This is a genomic window from Dyadobacter psychrophilus, from assembly GCF_900167945.1.
In the GTDB taxonomy this organism is placed as follows: domain Bacteria; phylum Bacteroidota; class Bacteroidia; order Cytophagales; family Spirosomataceae; genus Dyadobacter; species Dyadobacter psychrophilus.
The window spans coordinates 105456-125406 of the sequence record NZ_FUZA01000001.1 but is presented as its reverse complement, the minus strand read 5'-3'; the positions used below and the strand labels follow the sequence as shown (position 1 = coordinate 125406).

The window sequence follows — 19951 nt, the reverse complement described above, 5'->3', positions numbered from 1 at the left end:
GTCTCGTTAAACGACTTTTAGCTAGGCGATGGCAATTTCCTTTTTAGGCGCAGGCAAAGTGATCTCTTTTTTTGGCAGTGTCAGCTTTAGAATGCCGTCCTGATATTGGGCTTCTATTTTATCGGTTTGCGAATTTTCGGGAAGCTGGAACGATCTCGAAAAGCTTTGATAAGAAAACTCTCTTCTTCTGTAATTGTCTTTTTCTTCGTCGCTTTCTTGTTCTTTTTTAGAACTGATAGTCAGCATATCATTTTCTACTTCGATCTTAAAATCCTTTTTCTCCAACCCTGGGGCCGCCAGCTGAATGGAGTAATTCTCGTTATTTTCGGTGATGTTAACCGAGGGGATTTTTGCTGAGAGTCCATACCTGGAAAAGTCACTGTCGAAATCAAACATAGCTGAAATATCCACCGTGTTGTTATCAAAAAAATCATTTAAAAGCAGTTTGGGGAACAGGCTCCCATTTCTTTTTACGAGTGACATAATTTTTGTTTGTTAAGGTTGAACAATAATTTATCGTCGTCATAAAAGTAGGGGAGGTAGAGCTTCTTATTAATGATCATTGGTAGCACTGGAAGTGATCGTGATCAGGGTTCAGAATCAACCGTTAGACCAAATCTGTAACTGCTATGTCATTTATAATCTGACCATCCTCCATTTCGATATTCCTGCTCGTTTTCCTTGCGAAACTGGTGTCATGGGTAACAATGAGCATCGTCTGGTTATACTCTTCGGCAAGACGTTTAAATATCTCAAATACAAGTTCGCTGTTTTTTTTATCAAGGTTACCGGTAGGTTCATCGCCCATAATGATCATCGGATCGTTGATCAGGGCTCTGGCAATAGCTATCCGCTGCTTTTCACCTCCCGATACATGGTTGGCATTTTTGAGCGCAAGATCGCCGATGCCAAGCATTGTCAGTTTCTCCATGGCGCGGTGCTCCACTTCTTGTTTAGAATATTTATTGAGCTTTAATCCGGGAAGCATTACATTTTGAAGGACCGTAAATTCTTTTAACAAATAATGAAACTGGAATACAAAGCCGATTTTCTCATTTCGGACCTGGGCTAGCTGTTCTTCTTTTCTGTTTTTCATCAACTGGCCGTCAATCCAAAGCTCGCCTTCATAAACAGTATCCATGGTCGACAGGATATAGAGCAAAGTAGACTTTCCGCATCCGGATTTGCCGGTCACAGACACAAACTCTCCCGCCTTGATCTCAAAGCAGACATCTGAAAGCACTTTGACCCGGAGAGGATCTGCGAATTCCTTAGAGATATGTCGGGCCGCAAGTACAATTTTTTCCATCATTTCCCTCTTATAATAACAACCGGGTCGACTTTACTTGCCTTACGAGATGGGAGCCACCCGGCAAGCAGGGTGGTAGCCAGTGAAAATACAATCCCGATGCCGTAAAACCAGGGGTCATAATTCACAGGGTAAGTCGTGATGGTTGGCAATGAAGGTGTCACGAAGGGAATTTGATCAACAATGACCGAGATACCAAAACCGGCAAGCAATCCGAGTAACCCCCCAAATAGCCCGATGACGAGTGCAATGAGCAGAAACACAGTCTTCACATCTTTGCCCGAAAAACCCGTCGCCTTCAATATGGCAATCGTATCCATTTTCTCGTAGATCATCATGTTGAGAATATTGTAAATACCAAAACCCGCTACAATCAGAACGGTAATGCCAACTGCATAAGAAATAAGGGTCCTGATAAAGCTGCCGGTTTCAAATTGAGCATTAGCTGTCTGAATATCTTCGGCATCCGTTTCGAAAATTTGGGCAAATTTTTTCGCTACTGCCGGAGCCTGGGTTATATCTGTCAATTTGATTTGAATGTCCGTCACATAACTAGCCGTTTTTCCCAGTAGCTTTTGCACCACATTCACAGAAGCGTAGCTTTGTGTCTTATCATACTCTTGTATACCCGATTGAAAAAGGCCAACAACCTTAAGTTGAAAAACTTGTCCCTGGGTGGTTGTTAACTGGATCACTTCTCCTACATCTGCTAATAAAAGGTCGGCTAAGGTCTTTCCGAGAATGATGCTGTTCGGCATTTTGGACAGATCAGCTGCCGAGCCAGAGATCATGTATTCATCAAAGTTGAATAATTTGTTTTCCAGTGCTGGATCAATGCCCTGTACTATTCCGGTGAGATCGATATTGCCGTCATTGAAAAATACCTGCGTTGTGATCCTGGGCGTGGCACCGATAACAAGATGATCATTTCTGAGATAGGTCAGGATTGCCTGACTATTGCGGATCTGCTGACTTGCATTGACTGCCTTCACAGAGCTGATAAAATGATAGTGTTTTCTAAATCCTGGGACCTGCATGACGGGTTGCTTCTGGCTTGGCCGAATGGACTTGTATAAACGCACATGCGGTACCCTGTTCAGGATTAGTCCATCTAGCAACACATTTAACCCTGTCATAAAGCCCAGCAAAGAAATAAACATGGCGATGCTGAATGTGACACCTGCGGCCGCAACCAAAGTCTGTTTCCATCTGGCAAGCAGAAGTGCCCAGGAAATGTCCATGATCAGTTTCAATTTCATGGCTCTGGGTTAAAAATGTGCTCATTCTGCTGTAATCCGGCCACAATCTCAACCCGTTCATAGTCCATTAGCCCGGTTCTTACCTTTCGTTTTTTATTATGCTCCACAAGCACGTACCCGCCATCAAGCAAATAATCTCTTGGGATAGTAAGGGTTTTAGGCTTCTGGCTAATAATAATGTTTGCCTCGCATGTCAGGTTAGCATAAAGCGTCTCCGGCTTTTTCAAAAAATGTCCTTCCACGGTAAATGATTTTGAACCCTCATTCATATACGGCACAATTTTGCCTACTTCCCCCTCAAAGACCTGGCCTCTGTAACTATCCATCGTGATGGCTATCCTCTGGCCGGTTTTCACCTTGATGATGTCATATTCATCGATCTGCATCTCGATCAAAAAATCATCACCTGCGCCGATGATTGCGACAGCGCTTTGAGGTGTGACCATTTCGCCTGGTTTTTTAAGAATACTATAAACTTGGCCATCCTGCTGGCTTGTTACTATGTACTCTTTTGCTGTTGTTTTGGCGATCTGCAGGTTTTTTCGGGATTGCTGCTCCTGAAAGTTGAGTTGTTTTAATGTCTCCGTATACCGGAGTTTAGCCGTCTCGTAAGCGTTAAGTGCGTTGTTGTAACTGAGTTCGCGTTGCTCAAACTCGTTGCGCGTACCGATTTTTTGCGCCCAAAGGTTTTTTTGCCTGGACCAAAGAGACTGCTCATTTCCCAACTTAAGTTTGGCCAGCGAAAGTGCGTTCTTTAACTCATCCAGACGCTCGGTATTTGCGGTGGTAGAGGCGTAGGCGACTGCTAATTCGGCATTTTCTGCATTAAGCCGGGCCACATTACCAACCAGGCTCATGACCGGCGTGCCTTTCCGGACCAGCTCGCCTTCCGAGACAAGCACCTTATCGATCAGGCCGTTTACAGTTGAATAAACCCGGTACTGATTCGCACCTTTTATAATGCCCGAAGCGTAAACAGACTCCATGATATTTTCCATAGCGGGCTGAGTCGTTTCAGGCTTTCTGTGACAGCAGATCATCAATGCAACAATGGCGCTGAAAAGGGCCAGCTTTATAACCGGTATAGACCAATTTAAGTACATTAGAAAACTTCAGTTTTATTGAATTCAACTCGGTTTATTGTAAGCTTTAGATATGGAAAATATCCATCAGTCAGCTGCCATCCCGCTTCCAACTCATTTGGTATGAGCATTCCGTTCCTGGATTGATAATCACTAAATCTAACCACCCACTTTTCTTTTTTGCCATTCCACTGCCGGTAGGCTTCCATTCTGGAAATTTCCTGCTTACTGTTAAAGAAAGCCCTACAAGTGTTCAGTGCACCTTTATTACTGAAGGTCACCAGGGCCGATGCGGGATCAATTGGTGACCATTGAATGTTGCCACTGGGCAGCAAGGTGGTAGGATGAAACGTACTTTCTGCTATCCAGCGCAAAAGCTCCCCTTCATCGCTTCGAGATTTACGCGCTGGAAAGAAACCAAACCGATATACAACAGAGTTTCCGCTGCCCGCCAAATACGAATCCCTGGAAGACAGCATGTAACCTTTGCCATGCCAAACAAAGCCGGGTTGCCAATTAGTAATGTATTGCTGGGCATTAATCACTATCCAATCTTTTTTGATGCCAGCCTTAAACTGCCCGTTCATAAGCATCCGGACTGATCGCACAGGCATTTGGCCTTCCTTCAAAACATGTTTAAGGTAACCCTGAACAGGAGAGGGTAGCCCGCTGAGTTGATGGTATGAAAATGGCTTTGGATGCTGTTTCGCAGGGTTTTTATAAAGCTGCTTTACAGCATTTTCAAACTGTACGGATCCATAGAACTCACCGGCTGCAGGGACGATCACCGCGATGATAAAAAGCAACAATAAAGCGGTCATTGTTGCCGATGAAGGCTGCTTAGGTTTTAAAGGCGTAGCTTTTCTGGCGATTGAAAGTTCGCTAATCGTTCTCATGGTATTCAGAGTTTAAGACCTAAACCTTGAACCTGCTGCTGATTTGGTTTCATTATGCAGATGTAAGATTTATTTCTTTAAAACTATATTAATCCCTTCGACGCGCTAAGTCTATTGATCACCTTTAAAAATGAGATATGTCATAAGAAGCAACCGGGAGCGGCCAGGGCTTTTTTTCGAGCACTAAATAGAATCAGGAAATTGTATGAGGGGCATTTCTCTCGGTGCTGGCGGCTGTATTGGAAGACTTTCGGGATCGATCTCGGGGAATCCTGGGTTAACTGGTTCTGCAGGTATAGGAATGAACTCAGGTACTTTGGCGGGCACTGGTATTTCTGGAAGATTCAATTTTTTGTTCATGAGTAGATGATGGGTAAGTATTAGGTTAATCAGGCGTACGACAAAAGTCACACACAATATTGAGGCGGGTCATTCTTAATGAGCCGCCGTTCTACTCTATTTGTGATTCTACAGTAAACAGGTTCATCAATTTTACACCGGGAAGCCATGATCAGGTATTTGTTTGTTTTCGTAATGTTAATCCACGGTTTGATACATTTGGCAGGATTTGCAGCAGCATTCGGTTATGGCAAAATTGGCCCTATTGCTAGTGAGATAACCCGCGCTGGCGGCGTGTTGTCGTTAATTGCTACTATATCATTAACCCTGACTACAGTTTTCTTTTTACTAAGAAATGAAAATTGGCTTTGGGGGGCAATTCTTTCCATATTGGTCTCTCAGACAGTGATATTAATGGCTTGGCAGGACGCAAGATTTGGAACAATTTTCAACATCATTATTGCCCTTGGCTTGTTAACAGATATTCTCACTAGAGAGATAAACGTCATTTTTCGAGACTGAAATATTAATTGATCCACAGTAACTTACAGTCACGAAGTCCGATACGCGCTTACTATTTAGCAATGCCCGAGCCGCCCAATAATATAATAGCGTTTTGGATATGCCTTTCGTTTCTGACCACCTTCAACAGCAGCCGCTGGCCTGGGTAGGAGCAGGCAACTACCTCGCTGAGCTCGGCCAACGATTCCACCGGTACCCCGCAAATACTGGTGATAATATCACCGCGGGCCAAACCAGCCTTATCAGCTGCGCCTCCGTTTTCGATGCTGCCTATTAAAATACCTGCGACCACACTGGTTTTCAACTTAGCCGCCGTTTCCGCATCCATTTCAACCGCTGTCATGCCAAAGCTGCCGCGTCGCACGTGGCCATAGTTGTGTAAATCAGCAGTGGTTTTTTTGACTACTTTAACCGGAATAGCAAATGAATAACCGGCGTATACCCCATTAGGTGAGGCTATTGCTGTTACAATCCCAAGGAGTTTTCCCGATAAATCCAGTAATGCACCCCCACTGTTGCCAATATTGACGACCCCATCAGTTTGGAGATAGGATTGCAGCGTCCATTGCTCTGAGCTATGCGCAATGTTGCGTGCTTTGTAGCTGATAATGCCCTGAGTTACAGTAGATGTAAAGTTTAGCGGATTGCCTACGATTAAAACAATGTCCCCCACAGCGGCGGAATCTGAATTGCCAAACTCAATGAAGGGAAGGTTTTCTGCCTCGATTTTAAGTAAAGCCAGATCGGTTGCTTTGTCGGTGCCGACTACTGTCGCAGGATAACTGTGCCTGTCTGCAAGGATAACTTCAATACTTTTCGCAGTGTTAATGACATGATAATTAGTAACTATATATCCGTCCTCACTGATCAGCACACCCGATGCGCTGCCGGTATTGTCTTGGCGGCCGTCACCAGAAGGCATCCTATAGGGACCGACATAGTCTTTATTGAAAAATTCATAGTAGAAATCGGGTACGGGCAGGGGTGCTACTTCTGGGAAGATAGACTTTACTTTTACGGTCGCCAATGTAGACATGCGCGCTGCGTGCCGGAAACTCAGGACATTAGAAGAGCTCACCCCCGCGACAGTTTTTCGATGCCCGGATTTTTGTTGTGAAGCGAAAGGATCGCTTCTATTTTGGGGCATTTCCTGTGCATTTCTTTGACACCCGGCCAGGATCAGATAAAGCATCAATACAATTCCCAATCGACTGTATTCCAACCTGGGAAATAGAAAATTCACCATCATAATTGTACACTTAAAATAGCGCGAAGGCTTTTGAACATCTAGCGCGTTACCGAGTCTTTCCGGTAAGAACAGTATGGCTTGGCGACTTTTGTAGATAATAAAGTGCAAGGGCAGCGAATGCTGACGCTGGAAAAGCAGCTCTCAATCCTAGTGGAAATAGCGCTATTAACAGGATCATTCCGCACCAGCAACCCAGAACGAAAATCAAGCCTTTGCGTGTCAATGCAATTGAGGCTAATCCCTGGCAACCGGCAGTTATCCAGAGTATAGGTTTACTCAGATCTCCCAAGGCTTTGCCGAGAAAGAAGTGATAGGGCAGGGTGATGATTTCTGCACCTTTGGCATAGAGCCAGGACATTTCCATAGCCTTTGATATATTGATTAGGCAACAAGCCGCAAAGAAAAATGAAAGCATTGCGCGACCAGCGTCAGGATGTTTTATTGTTATCCAAAGCAAGAGAAGGGTGGTAAGGTTGCTACCAATATAAATGGCCCAGAAAATAAATGGTGCCAATAGTGTGTCTTCCATGACTTCTGTAGTATAAATGTTTGTACGGATTTTAGCGGTTTATGAAAATCGATTTTCGGAATTGGCTTATTAGTCTGGTTTCAAATGATAGACTAGCAATGGCAAGTGCGTATCCAATACCAATTTTTTAGTTAGACTTGGATTGATCAAATACTCTTCGATCAACCCTCTCTCCCTTGCGGAGACAACAATCAAATCCGCTTGCACCTGATCGCAGTACGCCTCGATTCCGTTTATTACCTTCTGATTTTTCATAACAACTATATCATCAGCGGCCACGTTAAATTGTGCTCCAATCTGATCTATGAATTGCCCATCAGGCTGGATGTCGGGCTGTGTCCAGGCATCCACTTTTAAGAATGTCAATGTGGCTCCAAGGTGCTTTACCAAATTTTTGACCTGCGCAATAATATCGTTTTCCTCATACTCGAGTTGGGTGGCATACACGACCTTTTTAAATGAAAACTTAGTTGTTTGTGCTGGCACAATCAATACCGCGCAGGGTGCATCCCTAGCTATGGAAGTGGTAGAACTTCCGACCAACTTATCCAGAAAACTTCCTTTTCCGGTCCTGCCCATCACGATCAGGTCTGCCTTCGATTTCCTAGCTTGCTTAATAATCTCTTCCCCAATGGTTCCCCCTAGCCAGATGGCTTCGGCGCTAAATTCTTCCCTATTAAGTTGATCTACATGATTATGGAGTTGTTTGCGGTGATCTTCTTCCAATTGTTGATATGCAGGTAACGAATAAATCGTTTCTGAAATAGCAATGTCGGATACATAAGCGGGATAGACATACATTAGTATGAGCTGTGAGCCTGTTTTTGCTGCAATACCTTTTGCAACAGAAAGAGCCTTTTCTGAGGATGCCGAGAAATCAATGGGAACAAGGATCGTTTTCATTAACGGGTCGTTAAAGTTTGGCTCAGGATATTCTGGATGGCAACAATGCGATAAAAGTAGATGGTTAATTTAGGTTGTATTATGACTTAGGTCACAAGTCATAATGATAATATGCGATTAATAGTTTGATCAATGTTTTATCAACTGGGATATATATCACTTCGTAAAATGATCAGGCTCATACCCCGGCGCTTGTGGAAATGGTAGACTTGCGTTCAAAAAATCACATATCAAAAAATGGAACGACAACTAAAAACACAGACGCTTCTTTCTCTCTGGAAGGAAGCAAGGACACGTTTTTCTACTCAATTAATTAACCTTCAATCCCAGGACCTGATTCGAAAACTGCCTCTCACACAGAATACCGTGGGATTCCTGATCCGGCATATCGGAGATGTGGAGTTGTTGTTTGCCAAGAACGTCTTTGGCAGCAAAATCTCTGTGAGCGCAAAAACATTAATTGCCCAACACGATACAGGAGAATGGACCGATCTGCCCAGCCTGCTTGAATATGTGTCTCATTCAGCCGAAGCGTTGGAAATCGCTATTGGTCTGCAAAGTGATCAGGATTGGGATACTGATATTGTAACCCAGGAGTTTGGGGTGAAAACGAAAGCGGAATCGCTTGGAAGGATCATATCTCATACTGCACACCATGGTGGGCAACTGGCCATTATCCTCAAATATGCAGACGGCGCGAAATAGCCGGGTTCAGAATTTCAATTGATGTCAATTACCTGCTCACTACAAAATTGCGATTTACCTTGCGACCAGATCAATTGTGCCAGCCATTGGCCTTTTTCTAAAATCTCAGTAGAAATGGCGTGAACCGGTTTACTGGTCGGGACGATCTTGAAAGAGAAGTTCTCAAGACTTTTAGAAGATTTAGAGAATACGATTTCAGCTTTCGTGAAGTACATCGGTAAAACGAATGTTACCTGCTGGGAGTTAGGTTGGTAAGTCATATCACGGAGTAGTAAATGTGGAACAGAAATTGAGTTGGAGCCCTTGTTATCAGCAAGACAATATTATAGCAGTTCTTACTAAAATACCATGATCGAGGTGGCAGTTAGATATGATATTTCTCATGAAATTCGGATATAGTTAAAGCTTTATCAAATGTTTTGCAAAGCATGATTGTGGTCAATTAAAAGGCAAGCTATTGTCATAATCCAGTTGCTGTTCTAATGGTACTTTGGTAGATCATTTATCTGATCCCGCTAGCACATGAAAAAACTGGTATATCTTTTGGCAATCCTTGCAACAGCATGCAGCCCGGAAATCCGGACCTACTCTGATTATGACAAAGAATTTGATGTGTCGCAGTTTCGTACCTATAATTGGTCAAAACCTTTGCAGGCCGACCGGGAACGGTATCCTTTATACTATAATGAAATAACCGACCAAAGGATCAGATCAGCGGTAAATGACTTGCTTGCTATACGGGGTTACGTGTTGACCGATAGCAGCGCTGAGTTTACACTGGATTACACGATCACTGTTGAAGAACGATCGGTATTCCTGCCGGATCCTTATGGGTATATGTATTGGGATTACTATATGCGGCCAAGACCCGATGTATTTAACTATCGGGAAGCCACTTTGACACTGGATGTATTAAAGGCACCGGACGGGCACCTGCTATGGCGTGGGTGGGCGGTGGGAGTGCTGGAAGTTGTAGTTTATGAAAGCCGTGACGTGGAGGTGGCGATCCGGTCTGCCATAGCTAAAATTCTCAAGGACTTTCCAGAATCGGTAAAAAGACAAGGTGTAGATATGACGATCAAAATACGCTAATAGTCATCAATGGAATGGTGTAAGTTCTTTTTTTCGAGGTTGAACAGGTCTTGTAAGGCCTCTACTAATATTTCTGGCGCGCCTTGTTTGCACGCCTGTTTGAGTTGAAGAACGGGTTGTTTGATGATCTTCTGAATGATACTGCTGGTGATTCGTTCCACATTTTCAAGTTCTTGCGGTGACAAGCCCTTTGTAGCTCGGGCAATTTCCTGGCTCCGGATTTGCTCGAGGGCCTGCTTTAATTGTTGAACCACCGGTTGCATGACCATCTGCTTTGACCAATCATCAAAATCGGAAATGGCCTCTGAGATGATCTGATTTACCATTGGGATCGCCTGCATTCTTTGTGCCAGGCTTTCGTCAGTCCTGGCGCGTATCCCATCAATGTTATAAATTAAAACGCCGGGGATGTCCTCTACATCCGGGCTTACACTGATTGGTACCGACAGGTCGATCAGGTATTTGAAAGTGTAGCTGCCAGAGCGGACCAACATATCTTTTGTGAAAAATGGCTTATCCATTACGATAGAGGAAATGATCACATCGGCAGCAGCAATCTCGCTTTCCATGTCATCAAAATCCGCAGTCCTGTGGCCATATTTTGAGCCGAGCTCTTCGGCCTTGCTTTTTGTCCGGTTAACTAATGTTACCTGGGTGACTGGTGGAAGGTTCTTGACCACATCGGTACCAATTTCCCCCAAGCCCACAACCAGGATTTTTGGATTCTGCACCAGATTTTTCAGAAGCTCTACGGTTGCGTAGGACGCAGAGCAGGCTCCGTCCCGGAATGCTGTCTGTTGGACCACTCTCTTATTGGCGAAAAATATCGTGTGTAGAAGCCGGTGAAGGAAAGGGCCAGCCAGATCAAGGTCGATACTGCATTGGTATGCCTGCTTGACCTGGTTTATAATCTGCATATCACCAATCACCTGGGAGTGTAAGCCCAAAGAAACTTCAAACAAGTGCCGTACTGTATCTTCTTCGCAGACAAGTTGTTTAAAATAGCTCAAATACTTCTCCGTGTGATTTATCTGTTTTTCAATTAACAAGAGTTTGATGATGCCCTCGTTAAGATCTTTGGGTGATGAATAATAGATCTCTGTCCTGTTGCAGGTCGAAAGCACCAGCACTTCGCTGACCAGAAAATACTCCTTTATCCGCAGCATGAGCTGTTTAGCTTCGGTGTCATTGAGCGTGAACAGCCCTCTGACATGCAAAGGCGCATTGCGATAGGAGAGGCTAACTACCTTAAATAAATTAGGCATCGGCAATTTTCATCACAACCCGTCCCTGAATTTCACCTGCCTTCATATGAGTAAAAACGTCATTAATGTCCTCCAAACGAGCCGTAGAGACAGTGGCTTTCACTTTACCGTCTAGGGCAAATTCTATTGCCTCGTGCATATCTTTTCTGGTGCCTACAATGGAGCCGCGAATAGTAAAGCGGTTGAGTACTGTTTCGAAAATAGGCAGATCAAATCCGCCAGGGGGCAAACCGTTCAATGCAAGGGTTCCTTTTCTTCTCATCACGGAAATGCCTTGTTTGAACGCGGTCGGCGATACTGCGGTAACCAATACGCCATGCATTCCACCAGTTTCTTTTTTCAAATACTCGCCCGGGTCGTCTTCCAATGCATTAACGGTCAAATCTGCTCCCAGACTTTTTGCAAGCTCTAATTTATCATTTGCAATATCAATGGCTGCTACCTGCATGCCCATTGCTTTGGCGTATTGTATTGCAAGGTGCCCAAGGCCTCCTACACCTGAGATCGCAATCCATTCTCCCGCTTTGGTTTCTGTTTCCTTAATCCCTTTGTAAACGGTCACACCTGCGCAGAGAATTGGCGCCATCTCGATCATATCCGTTCCGGCTGGTAAATGCGCAACATACCGGGCATCGGCCACAACGTATTCGGCATAGCCGCCGTCGACACTGTATCCGCCGTTTTGCTGGGTTTCGCATAACGTTTCCCAGCCAGTGGTGCAGTAATCGCAGCATCCACATGCGCTGTATAACCAGGGCACGCCTACGATATCACCTTCTTTTACATTGGTAACTTCCGGGCCAACTGCTGCAACATAACCGATGCCTTCATGGCCAGGGATCAGGGGGAGCTTGGGTTTGACAGGCCAATCACCATCGGCAGCATGCAGGTCCGTATGACAAACGCCACTGGCAACAACTTTAACCAGGATTTGGTGATTTCCTGGTCTTTTAACTAGCATTTCTTCGATTTGAAGGGGTTTTCCGAACTGTCGAACAACCGCGGCTTTCATTGTTTTTGGGAGCATCACAACAAAGTTTAGAATCTGATTTACTTTGAGATGGTAAATTTCAGTTCTTAATAGTTTTGTTGTCAGGAGTGTGGTCAGAAGAAAGACTGACTTTTGTCAGCTTTTCTGATAGGCAAGGCTAATTTCTAATACGGACTAACTTATCATATTCCAGAACGGTAATTAGACTGCCTTTCATGTCGATAAGGTGTTCTTCTTTAAAATCTGATAATGTACGTATTACAGTTTCAGTCGCCGTGCCGACTATTGAGGCGATGTCTTCACGGGCGATAGCCATTGAAAAAGGCTTGGTATGATCATCCTGGTAGCGCTGCGCAAGCATCACCAATGCTTGGGCTACCCTCTTACGCACGGAGTTATACGCAAGGTTCAGCAACCGTTGTTCCCTTTCTTTTATTTCATTAGAAAGCATCTTGATGAATTTTGAAGACACCTCCCGGTTGCCTTGTAACAAATTGAAAAAGTCATCTTTTGGAATGATTGACACTTCGACCTCTTCAAGTGCAATAGCAGTTTCCTGGTAGGGTTCGCCCTGCAACAAGTCAAGATACCCAAAGAAATCGCCTATTTTATATAGCTCGGTGATGTATTCTTTACCTGTATCACTGGACTTGTATGCTTTCACTTTCCCTTTCAGAAGAAAGAAGATATGGGACGGAAAGCTGCCCTCTGTATAAATAGTTTCTTTTTTGCGAAAGGCTTTTACCTTCCTGTCCTGTCCAAGTTTGGATAGCAAATCAAAAGATCTAGCCTCTTGAATGAACTGATCAAATCCAGCCGATGAGCGTTCGAATCGCTTACGTAAATTTTGATTTTTCTTTAAACGCACTTCAACAATATGAAGAAGCTCAAGGTCATCGTAAGGTTTGGTAAGATAGTCATCTGCTCCCATGGTCATGCCTTTGCGATAATCTTCTTTTTCCGCTTTTGCAGTCAAGAAAAGAAATGGAACATGGGCTGTATTCTCGTCCTTACTCAAAAGGTGCAGCACTCCATAGCCATCAAGCTCAGGCATCATAATATCGCATATAATGATATCGGGCTTGAATTGCGTGGCAAGCCGGACGCCCTCTTTCCCGTTTTGAGCAGTTTGGACCTTATAGTTAGCTAATTCCAAAATTTCGGCCGTATTCTCGCGCATTTCTGGATTGTCCTCAATGAGCAAAATCTTCTTTTGTTCCAAATTATTCTTTATTTTAGGTTCAACTCTCAAGCAAAAGTCGAAGTTGAAAACATTTACTCTGGATTTTGGGTTTCCAGGATCATATTAGGAAGATTTACATAGAATTTCGTTCCTTTTCCTACTTCACTAGACAGTGAAATGGATCCTCCCATCAGCTCGACATAGCTGCTTACGATGTTGAGACCTAAACCTGTGCCCTGGACCGTTCCTGCATTAGTTGCCCTATAAAAGCGGTCAAAAACATGCACCTGGTCTGCAATCGGGATGCCAATGCCCTGATCGCAAATCTCTATACTGATCATTTCTTCCTGGGCAAGCACATTAAGAAAGACAGGTTTGCTGTTTTCAGAATACTTGATCGCATTGGAAAGCAGGTTGAATAAAATGTTCCTAAGCAGCTGTTTGTCTAGCCAAACCTGGGACGTCCCTGAATAACTGAAGTGAATTTTTTGACCTTCTTTACATAAACCCTGTGCTTGTTCAATAAGATTTGTACAAAAGTAAGGCAGTTCGACAAGGACCGGGACACACTGGATACGGCCTTCTTCCAGTTTTCCAATGGAAAGAAAATCATTGAGGATTTCAGTAAGGTTGGTGACCGCTGATTTAATCCTGTCGACGTGTTTTTGTCTTTTATCCTGCTCCTCAGTAGTTGCGTAGCGCCCAATCAGAGAAGCCGATGAGAGAATGGTTGCCAGCGGGGTGCGGAATTCATGAGAGGCAATATTGACGAACTGGCTCTTCATCGTATTAAGCTCTTTTTCCTTTTTCAACGCGCGTATAACTTCTTGCTGAGATTCTTCTATTTTTTTAACAGCTTTTGCTAATTCTCTGGTTCGCTGCTCGACGCGAGCTTCCAATTCGGCATTTAGGTTTTGTATTTCCAGATTGGCCTCCTTGATCTTGTCTTCTTGGTTTTTTCGCTCAGTAATGTCAATAATAAAGCTGACCACAAATTCACCGTCACTGGTTGTAAATGGACTCAGGCTTACTTCTACGGGAAATTCGCTTCCATCTGATCTTTTAGCAAAAAGATCGAGTGAATGGCCCATACTCCTTGCTTTGGGATATTGAAGGTACTCGTCTCGGTAACGTACATGGTTTTTTGCAAAACGCTGGGGTATGAGTGTTTCGATTTGCTTGCCAATCAGACCCTGGTCAGTGTAACCAAAAAGCTCTTTTGCTTTTGGATTAATCATGACAATTTCACCTGATTTTTTAACCACCACAATGCCCTCCGTAGCATGTTTAAATAGAGCGTCCAGCATCTCAATATGTCGTGAAATTGCCTTGGTTTGTATCAAAATGTCACTAAACATGGACAATATAGGTTAAGGAGGTGAATTAGGCAAGCGATTAACAAAAGCATCATAATGCCATCGAGGGCGCAGCCAAACATTTTTATCTTTTGATGCGGCCCTCGTAAAGGGTTATCCATTGAGGGGCGGAAATTTTTGACATCAAGTCAGATATCAGCTCATAAGGTATCAGATCAGGCTTCTTAAAACGTATACAGCCCTTACCCATATCCAATTTTGTTGAAACTTGCTTAGCATATTGTGAGCTAAACCGTTGGAACAGATCAGGATCGGCGTAAAGACCCATGTGATGTAAAGTGATCACGTTTTTTTGCGAGGTGATGCTGACAAATGGCAAGGGAAGTGCGGAATTGCAATGGTAGCCACCGGGATATAAGCTGTGAGGAACCGTATAATTCAGGCTGTTTTCACTAAATGATTCCTCAAACCCTTCCGGAATACTATTTACTACACAGTCACGAAGCCTGGTAAATGCTAGTTGTCTGTCGGCAGGAAGCACATCAATAAATTGTTTTAGCGATATAGTCATTTTAAACGGTAGCTGGTTAGATCTAAAATTAAATCAATATGAGATTATTTCAAGAGCTAGATTACCCGGCACAGTTTCACGATCGGCAAATCCTGGTAACCAGCTATACTCATAGCGTTCTTATCTCATGATACCGGGTTGCTTGCTTTGTGTGGGTTGATCCTTTGACTCCCCATGGTTAAAGTGCTGCTGCGGATTACACATCAGCTTATTTCTTAATTCCGTGCACTTCTTCTGCGTCTGACGTTTTAAATCGTCAAATGAATCTTCAATTGTTTGCTCAAGTTCTTCCAGGGCGTCCTGGCCTAAATACTGAATTTTTCTTCGGGTTCTCGCCCCGCTGTTGGGAGCTATTAATATACCAACAATGATCCCTGCTCCTGCGGCAACTAAAACACTTAATAACACACTGGTCTTTTTCATAATATCATTCATTTAATTCATAGGTGGTTTACATAATGGTAAGTACATGATAATTTATGCCTCCGGTGCCGAGTAAGTCCAGACGGCTTCCGGGCAATGGTTTACAACGTTTTCGGCAATACTGCCCAGCATGAAATGTGTTAAACCGGTATGTCCGTGGGTAGACATCGCAATGATTGAGAATTCGAGTTGCCGCGCGAATCTGATAATTCCTTCTTCCTCTGTTTTGGCTTGCTTGATTACTGCCAAGTAGTTTTCTAGATCATAAAAGCGCGCAAAGTTTTCCAAAGCCATCTTCAATTCGTGATCTTTCTGCCTGGATTCCGGGGTTTTCACATGTAGCAAATAAAGCCTCGCATTAAAAAAAGCTTGCAATGCTTTCACTTTTTCGATCAACGCACCCTTATTCAATTCAATCGTAGTAGGGAAAATAATATTCTTTATTTGCTCGGCTTTCTGGTGTTTGTGAATGGCGAAAACAGGAACAGGGGAGCTTCGGACTATTTTTTCAGTATTGGAGCCAACGAGGATTTCGCTGAGCCCGCTGGCACCGTTTGTTGCCATCACCACAACATCAGCATTATGCTGGTGAATAGACTTTAAAATTGCATGACTAATCAGACCTTGTTCAATAGCGAGTTTCACCGGGACGTTACCCGTATCTACCTTTTGCTTTAATTCATTAAAATCGGAAGCGGCTTGTCGTTTCAATTCAGCAAGAATAGACATTGAGTCTACATAATATGGATTTGTTTCAAGGGTCTGGATGTAGTCGGGGGTCAGGTTAATGACATGTAAAACAGTTACTTCTCCTTGGCTTAGAGCCGCAATTTCAATAGCAAATCGAAGCGCCTGCTCAGAGGCCTTCGAAAAGTCACAAGGAACCAGAATATTTTTCATGAGATTAAGTTATTGGTTAGTTGCAGAGCTAGTCCATTTCCAAGATAAAATAAGGGGATCGTGGACTTTAATGCCTTGATAAGGCTTAGCCCAGATTATGATTTTGATCAATAACTATCTTTAGTCCCATCCTCCTTCCAGTACTTATATATCTCATGCCAGCTAACGGAAATAAAGCCAACCAAAATGCAAAGCAAAGCCTGGGCTATATTCACAGCGTCGAGCTTAAACAAGGTTCTCAGGGTTGGGTTAAAAAGGATTAGAAAGCATAGGGAGACCGAAATGGTTAGGACCCATCCAATGAGGGTATTTTTGTATTTCAAGGTCGTAAAGAGTGATTTATGAAATGAGCGGTTGGATAGCGTCAGAAAGAAATTAGCCGAAATAAGACTGATAAAGACCAGCGATCTGGTCATAGCCTCTGAGCAGCCGGTGTTAAGCCCATACCAGTAAACGCCAAATAAACCTGCCGTAATGATCAGGCCCTGAACGAAGCTAAGCAGCAGTTCATTTGCACTAAATAGGCTGCTGGTGAAAGGGCGCGGCGGCTGCGATAAAACATCTTTGTCGGCAGGCTCATTTTCGTAAACGATCGAGCATGTAGGTCCCATAATCAGTTCAAAAAAGATCACGTGCACCGGAGTGAAAATCTGAGCATACTTCCATCCTAGCAGCAGTGGTACAAATATGGTCAGGATAACGGGTATGTGAATGGAAATGATGTACCGGATCGCTTTTTTCAGGTTGGTATAAATTCTTCTCCCGGCAGCAATGGCGTCCACCATTCCGGACAAATCATCATTTTGCAGAATGAGTGCAGACGCTTGTTTGGCAATCTCACTTCCTTTTTTGCCCATGGCTATGCCAATGTTCGCCGCTTTGAGCGCCGGGCCATCATTTACGCCATCGCCGATCATGGCCACAATTTCTCCGTTGGCTTTCAGCGCATTGATGACCCGAAGTTTGGCCTCGGGAAACATACGTGCAAAAATCCAGGTACCTGTTACCGTTTTTCGAAGATCCTGATCATCCTCTCCGATAAGGCTCTGGCCAAGCAGGACATTTTCCGTGCCACGAAAACCGATTTGGGATGCAATGTTCTGGGTTGTGGCGGCATTGTCGCCGGTAATTATCTTTATCTGTATACCAGCTCTGTAAAATGATTCGAGTACGGATTGGATGTTCTTCTTAGGAGGATCGTAAAATGCAACCAGTCCTGCAAAACGGAATTCGATTTGCTGCTGTTGTTCCGGAAACTGCTTCCTGGAAAAGCCACTCTGGCCCACACCTAATACCCGGTACCCTTTTTTGGTGAATTCATTGACTGCATTTAAAACGCGCCTGTTCTCTTCGCCGCTCAACCTGCATACCGATGAGATAGCCTCTGGCGCGCCTTTAGCCGCCACGATCCTTATTCCAGCTCCGTTCTCAAATATGTGTGTCATCATCGGCGGCAAGCCACTCAGCGGGTATTCATGTACCATCTGGAAGTCATCTCGCTCATCTTTGCCAGGCAGCTCTTGATATGCCTGATGCAGTGCGATTTCCATAGGATCGAACGGTTCGGGCTCACTTGCCCACATGGCTGTTGACAAGAGGTGAATGGTTTCCTTGCCTGGTTTATCAGCGATCGAAACGATTGCATTTTCGGTAGGGAGATAGATCCCGGCCAGCGACATCCGGTTTTCAGTGATCGTGCCTGTTTTGTCCGTGCAGACCACGCTTGCGCTTCCCAGCGCCTCAATAGTCTTTGCATCTTTGACAATCACGCCCCTTTTCATCAGGCGAAATGCGCCGAGGGCCATAAACGTGGTAAAGGCAACCGGTATTTCCTCGGGCAAGATACTCATTGCCAGAGTAAGTGCCTTCATTAAACTATCCAGCACGTTTTGTGATCTGCCGTAGTTGATGGCCCAGACAAATACAAACACGACAGCCCCAATGAATGCCATATTTCTTACCAGCTGATTGATCTGAATTTGCAGTGGCGTTTTCCCTACTTCAATTGAGTCAAGACTTTCGCCAATCTGGGCCAGGCGTGTTTTATTTCCAATAGCTGTCACCTTGCAGACTGCACGGCCGCTGGCAACGAGGGTACCCTGGTAAACGGGCTGGGAAACATATCTAAAAACAGACAATGATTCGCCGGTTAAAATCGATTCGTCGACTGAGAAATCGTGCGCCTTTTTAACTGTGCCGTCCGAGGCGATCCGCACGCCCTCTTCCAGGATTAACAGATCCCCTACAACAATGTCTTCAACTGGAATCTGAGATTCGATACCATTTCTGATAACAAGGCTTTTGGGCTGGGTAAATTGCCTGAGCTTTTCCAGCGCGCTTCTGCTTTTCGTATCCTGATAAAGCGAAATAATGGAGATCAGCACAATTGCGCCAACCATCATAAGACCTTCCTGGACAGAGCCTGTCAAAAAATAAATACTGGCAGCGATCATGAGCAGTATCAGCATAGGCTCTTTCACTAGCGATATCAGTGCTTCAAAAAATTCGCTTCGCGATTTCTCTTTCAGACAATTCCGGCCAAACCTATCCCTTGATGCCAGAACTTGCGCATCATTTAAGCCCGGGCTTTCAATAGTATTTTCAGTTTGCACAGGAATATTTAATGGTAGCAGGAGCCAGGAAAAAAATAAGCCCGCGATTTGCCGGCTTATTTTTTAAACTGCACCTCAACTTTTTACAATGCATACTCTTCCTCTTCTACCACCAGATTGTTGATGACCTGGCTTACACCCGAGGCGGCCCAGGCAGCATCTTCCGCATCTTCTCTTTCACTCCAGGAGCGGACTGTTCCTGATAAAGTGACTTTATTTCCGGACACAGAGACCTTTACCTTTTCTGAATCAATAGAGGCATGACGCTGGAAGGCAGATCCGATCTTTTTGATAATATCCTCTGTGATAGGTCTGGCTTTTATAGTAATCGTATTGACAACCATGCGGACACCAGCCAGATTCTCGATCGCATGGACCGCCATGGTCCGTTCATAGGACCAGTCAACTTCACCAGATAAGGTCACAAATCCGTCTTCCACTTTGATCTTGATTTTTTCGGTTGCCACAGCCGAATGCCATTCAAGCGCATTGGCTACGGCCTCTGCCAGTTCTGTATCCGTTTTTTGTTTCTCCGGATAAACATGTACGATGATGTCTTCTGCAATAGCTTTCACTCCGGACACCTTTTTTGCAGCTTTCTCAGCAGCCAGTTTTTTAGGATATGAGTTAACTAGTCCAGACAGCGTTACGATCCCATTCTTGACAGAAACGCCTATTTCAGCAGCGTCCAGGCTTGGCTGCCAGCGTAATTGATCTATTACATTTTTTTGAATTTCCAGGTCCGTTTTCATTGTTGAATTTGTCTAAGTTTAACATCGGCTATAGCACTCGCCTTGTTTCAAAA

At 44.2% G+C, this 19951-nt stretch carries 21 protein-coding genes; 3 read left to right on the top strand and 18 right to left on the bottom strand.

The genetic code is table 11. The annotated features are described in order from the left end of the window. Window positions 1-21 precede the first annotated feature (21 nt). The 5 genes from B5X68_RS00590 to B5X68_RS00570 form a co-directional block, all read right to left on the bottom strand. The gene (locus tag B5X68_RS00590; RefSeq protein WP_082212743.1) at window positions 22-483 is read right to left on the bottom strand and encodes an Hsp20/alpha crystallin family protein; all 462 of its coding nucleotides are present in this window, start codon (window positions 481-483) and stop codon (window positions 22-24) included. Window positions 484-607: 124 nt separating this feature from the next. Beyond that, the gene (locus B5X68_RS00585) at window positions 608-1312 is read right to left on the bottom strand and encodes an ABC transporter ATP-binding protein (protein WP_212567969.1); all 705 of its coding nucleotides are present in this window, start codon (window positions 1310-1312) and stop codon (window positions 608-610) included. Beyond that, window positions 1309-2568, bottom strand: a complete 1260-nt coding sequence (locus tag B5X68_RS00580; RefSeq protein WP_082212742.1) for an ABC transporter permease — start codon at window positions 2566-2568, stop codon at window positions 1309-1311. Before B5X68_RS00580 ends, B5X68_RS00585 begins: the two co-directional genes overlap by 4 nt. Further along, on the bottom strand, window positions 2565-3671 hold the full coding sequence (locus B5X68_RS00575) for an efflux RND transporter periplasmic adaptor subunit (RefSeq protein ID WP_082212741.1): 1107 nt from the start codon (window positions 3669-3671) through the stop codon (window positions 2565-2567). Before B5X68_RS00575 ends, B5X68_RS00580 begins: the two co-directional genes overlap by 4 nt. After that, window positions 3671-4546 carry a DUF6544 family protein gene (locus B5X68_RS00570; protein ID WP_082212740.1) on the bottom strand — a complete coding sequence of 292 codons (876 nt, stop codon included), beginning with the start codon at window positions 4544-4546 and terminating at the stop codon, window positions 3671-3673. The genes B5X68_RS00575 and B5X68_RS00570 overlap by 1 nt, the downstream gene beginning before the upstream one ends. A gap of 507 nt (window positions 4547-5053) precedes the next feature. Between B5X68_RS00570 and B5X68_RS00565 the strand changes: the two genes are divergently transcribed. Continuing rightward, window positions 5054-5407: a hypothetical protein gene (locus B5X68_RS00565; protein WP_082212739.1), complete on the top strand. Its 354-nt coding sequence runs from the start codon at window positions 5054-5056 to the stop codon at window positions 5405-5407. Window positions 5408-5459: 52 nt separating this feature from the next. On the opposite strand, the gene B5X68_RS00560 is transcribed toward B5X68_RS00565, so the two are convergent. The 3 genes from B5X68_RS00560 to B5X68_RS00550 all read right to left on the bottom strand — a co-directional run bounded on the left by B5X68_RS00560 (window position 5460) and on the right by B5X68_RS00550 (window position 8088). Continuing rightward, window positions 5460-6656: a S1C family serine protease gene (locus B5X68_RS00560; protein ID WP_082212738.1), complete on the bottom strand. Its 1197-nt coding sequence runs from the start codon at window positions 6654-6656 to the stop codon at window positions 5460-5462. A gap of 46 nt (window positions 6657-6702) precedes the next feature. Beyond that, the gene (locus B5X68_RS00555; protein WP_082212737.1) at window positions 6703-7185 is read right to left on the bottom strand and encodes a hypothetical protein; all 483 of its coding nucleotides are present in this window, start codon (window positions 7183-7185) and stop codon (window positions 6703-6705) included. Between the two features lie 69 nt (window positions 7186-7254). Then, the gene (locus tag B5X68_RS00550) at window positions 7255-8088 is read right to left on the bottom strand and encodes a universal stress protein (RefSeq protein WP_082212736.1); all 834 of its coding nucleotides are present in this window, start codon (window positions 8086-8088) and stop codon (window positions 7255-7257) included. 237 nt (window positions 8089-8325) lie between these two features. Between B5X68_RS00550 and B5X68_RS00545 the strand changes: the two genes are divergently transcribed. Continuing rightward, a complete protein-coding gene (locus B5X68_RS00545) occupies window positions 8326-8793 on the top strand; it encodes a DinB family protein (protein ID WP_082212735.1) in 468 nt (155 codons plus the stop codon). 14 nt (window positions 8794-8807) lie between these two features. Here the strand turns inward: B5X68_RS00545 and B5X68_RS00540 are convergent, their stop codons facing one another. Beyond that, window positions 8808-9053: a hypothetical protein gene (locus B5X68_RS00540; protein ID WP_082212734.1), complete on the bottom strand. Its 246-nt coding sequence runs from the start codon at window positions 9051-9053 to the stop codon at window positions 8808-8810. Window positions 9054-9315: 262 nt separating this feature from the next. On the opposite strand from B5X68_RS00540, the gene B5X68_RS00535 reads away from it, so the two are divergent. After that, on the top strand, window positions 9316-9885 hold the full coding sequence (locus tag B5X68_RS00535; protein WP_082212733.1) for a DUF4136 domain-containing protein: 570 nt from the start codon (window positions 9316-9318) through the stop codon (window positions 9883-9885). Here the strand turns inward: B5X68_RS00535 and hemA are convergent. The 9 genes from hemA to B5X68_RS00490 all read right to left on the bottom strand — a co-directional run bounded on the left by hemA (window position 9882) and on the right by B5X68_RS00490 (window position 19898). Next, the gene (hemA, locus tag B5X68_RS00530; RefSeq protein WP_082212732.1) at window positions 9882-11150 is read right to left on the bottom strand and encodes a glutamyl-tRNA reductase; all 1269 of its coding nucleotides are present in this window, start codon (window positions 11148-11150) and stop codon (window positions 9882-9884) included. The genes B5X68_RS00535 and hemA overlap by 4 nt on opposite strands. Then, window positions 11143-12177, bottom strand: coding sequence for an alcohol dehydrogenase AdhP (gene adhP, locus B5X68_RS00525; protein WP_082212731.1), 1035 nt, complete (start codon window positions 12175-12177; stop codon window positions 11143-11145). The genes hemA and adhP overlap by 8 nt, the downstream gene beginning before the upstream one ends. 121 nt (window positions 12178-12298) lie before the next feature. Then, window positions 12299-13363, bottom strand: coding sequence for a response regulator (locus B5X68_RS00520; protein WP_082213919.1), 1065 nt, complete (start codon window positions 13361-13363; stop codon window positions 12299-12301). Window positions 13364-13416: 53 nt separating this feature from the next. Next, entirely contained in the window at window positions 13417-14682 is a 1266-nt protein-coding gene (locus B5X68_RS00515; protein WP_082212730.1) for a PAS domain-containing sensor histidine kinase, read from the bottom strand. 82 nt (window positions 14683-14764) lie between these two features. Next, window positions 14765-15211, bottom strand: coding sequence for a DUF1801 domain-containing protein (locus tag B5X68_RS00510; RefSeq protein WP_082212729.1), 447 nt, complete (start codon window positions 15209-15211; stop codon window positions 14765-14767). A 120-nt stretch (window positions 15212-15331) separates the two neighbouring features. Beyond that, complete coding sequence (locus tag B5X68_RS00505; protein ID WP_170916546.1) at window positions 15332-15634, bottom strand: YtxH domain-containing protein; 303 nt, start codon at window positions 15632-15634, stop codon at window positions 15332-15334. 54 nt (window positions 15635-15688) lie between these two features. Continuing rightward, window positions 15689-16534, bottom strand: coding sequence for a universal stress protein (locus B5X68_RS00500; RefSeq protein WP_082212727.1), 846 nt, complete (start codon window positions 16532-16534; stop codon window positions 15689-15691). A 107-nt stretch (window positions 16535-16641) separates the two neighbouring features. Beyond that, window positions 16642-19146: a cation-translocating P-type ATPase gene (locus tag B5X68_RS00495; protein ID WP_229208238.1), complete on the bottom strand. Its 2505-nt coding sequence runs from the start codon at window positions 19144-19146 to the stop codon at window positions 16642-16644. Window positions 19147-19229: 83 nt separating this feature from the next. Next, window positions 19230-19898, bottom strand: a complete 669-nt coding sequence (locus B5X68_RS00490) for a BON domain-containing protein (RefSeq protein WP_082212725.1) — start codon at window positions 19896-19898, stop codon at window positions 19230-19232. Between the last annotated feature and the right edge of the window lie 53 nt (window positions 19899-19951).

What these genes read in the sequence shown, in the direction of transcription:
- adhP (WP_082212731.1), bottom strand. Translation starts at nt 12,177, where the DNA reads ATGCTCCCAAAAACAATGAAAGCCGCGGTTGTTCGACAGTTCGGAAAA.
- B5X68_RS00590 (WP_082212743.1), bottom strand. Translation starts at nt 483, where the DNA reads ATGTCACTCGTAAAAAGAAATGGGAGCCTGTTCCCCAAACTGCTTTTA.
- B5X68_RS00565 (WP_082212739.1), top strand. Translation starts at nt 5,054, where the DNA reads ATGATCAGGTATTTGTTTGTTTTCGTAATGTTAATCCACGGTTTGATA.
- B5X68_RS00570 (WP_082212740.1), bottom strand. Translation starts at nt 4,546, where the DNA reads ATGAGAACGATTAGCGAACTTTCAATCGCCAGAAAAGCTACGCCTTTA.
- B5X68_RS00510 (WP_082212729.1), bottom strand. Translation starts at nt 15,211, where the DNA reads ATGACTATATCGCTAAAACAATTTATTGATGTGCTTCCTGCCGACAGA.
- B5X68_RS00550 (WP_082212736.1), bottom strand. Translation starts at nt 8,088, where the DNA reads ATGAAAACGATCCTTGTTCCCATTGATTTCTCGGCATCCTCAGAAAAG.
- B5X68_RS00575 (WP_082212741.1), bottom strand. Translation starts at nt 3,671, where the DNA reads ATGTACTTAAATTGGTCTATACCGGTTATAAAGCTGGCCCTTTTCAGC.
- B5X68_RS00490 (WP_082212725.1), bottom strand. Translation starts at nt 19,898, where the DNA reads ATGAAAACGGACCTGGAAATTCAAAAAAATGTAATAGATCAATTACGC.
- B5X68_RS00515 (WP_082212730.1), bottom strand. Translation starts at nt 14,682, where the DNA reads ATGTTTAGTGACATTTTGATACAAACCAAGGCAATTTCACGACATATT.
- B5X68_RS00505 (WP_170916546.1), bottom strand. Translation starts at nt 15,634, where the DNA reads ATGAAAAAGACCAGTGTGTTATTAAGTGTTTTAGTTGCCGCAGGAGCA.
- B5X68_RS00545 (WP_082212735.1), top strand. Translation starts at nt 8,326, where the DNA reads ATGGAACGACAACTAAAAACACAGACGCTTCTTTCTCTCTGGAAGGAA.
- B5X68_RS00535 (WP_082212733.1), top strand. Translation starts at nt 9,316, where the DNA reads ATGAAAAAACTGGTATATCTTTTGGCAATCCTTGCAACAGCATGCAGC.
- hemA (WP_082212732.1), bottom strand. Translation starts at nt 11,150, where the DNA reads ATGCCTAATTTATTTAAGGTAGTTAGCCTCTCCTATCGCAATGCGCCT.
- B5X68_RS00540 (WP_082212734.1), bottom strand. Translation starts at nt 9,053, where the DNA reads ATGACTTACCAACCTAACTCCCAGCAGGTAACATTCGTTTTACCGATG.
- B5X68_RS00585 (WP_212567969.1), bottom strand. Translation starts at nt 1,312, where the DNA reads ATGATGGAAAAAATTGTACTTGCGGCCCGACATATCTCTAAGGAATTC.
- B5X68_RS00555 (WP_082212737.1), bottom strand. Translation starts at nt 7,185, where the DNA reads ATGGAAGACACACTATTGGCACCATTTATTTTCTGGGCCATTTATATT.
- B5X68_RS00500 (WP_082212727.1), bottom strand. Translation starts at nt 16,534, where the DNA reads ATGAAAAATATTCTGGTTCCTTGTGACTTTTCGAAGGCCTCTGAGCAG.
- B5X68_RS00580 (WP_082212742.1), bottom strand. Translation starts at nt 2,568, where the DNA reads ATGAAATTGAAACTGATCATGGACATTTCCTGGGCACTTCTGCTTGCC.
- B5X68_RS00560 (WP_082212738.1), bottom strand. Translation starts at nt 6,656, where the DNA reads ATGATGGTGAATTTTCTATTTCCCAGGTTGGAATACAGTCGATTGGGA.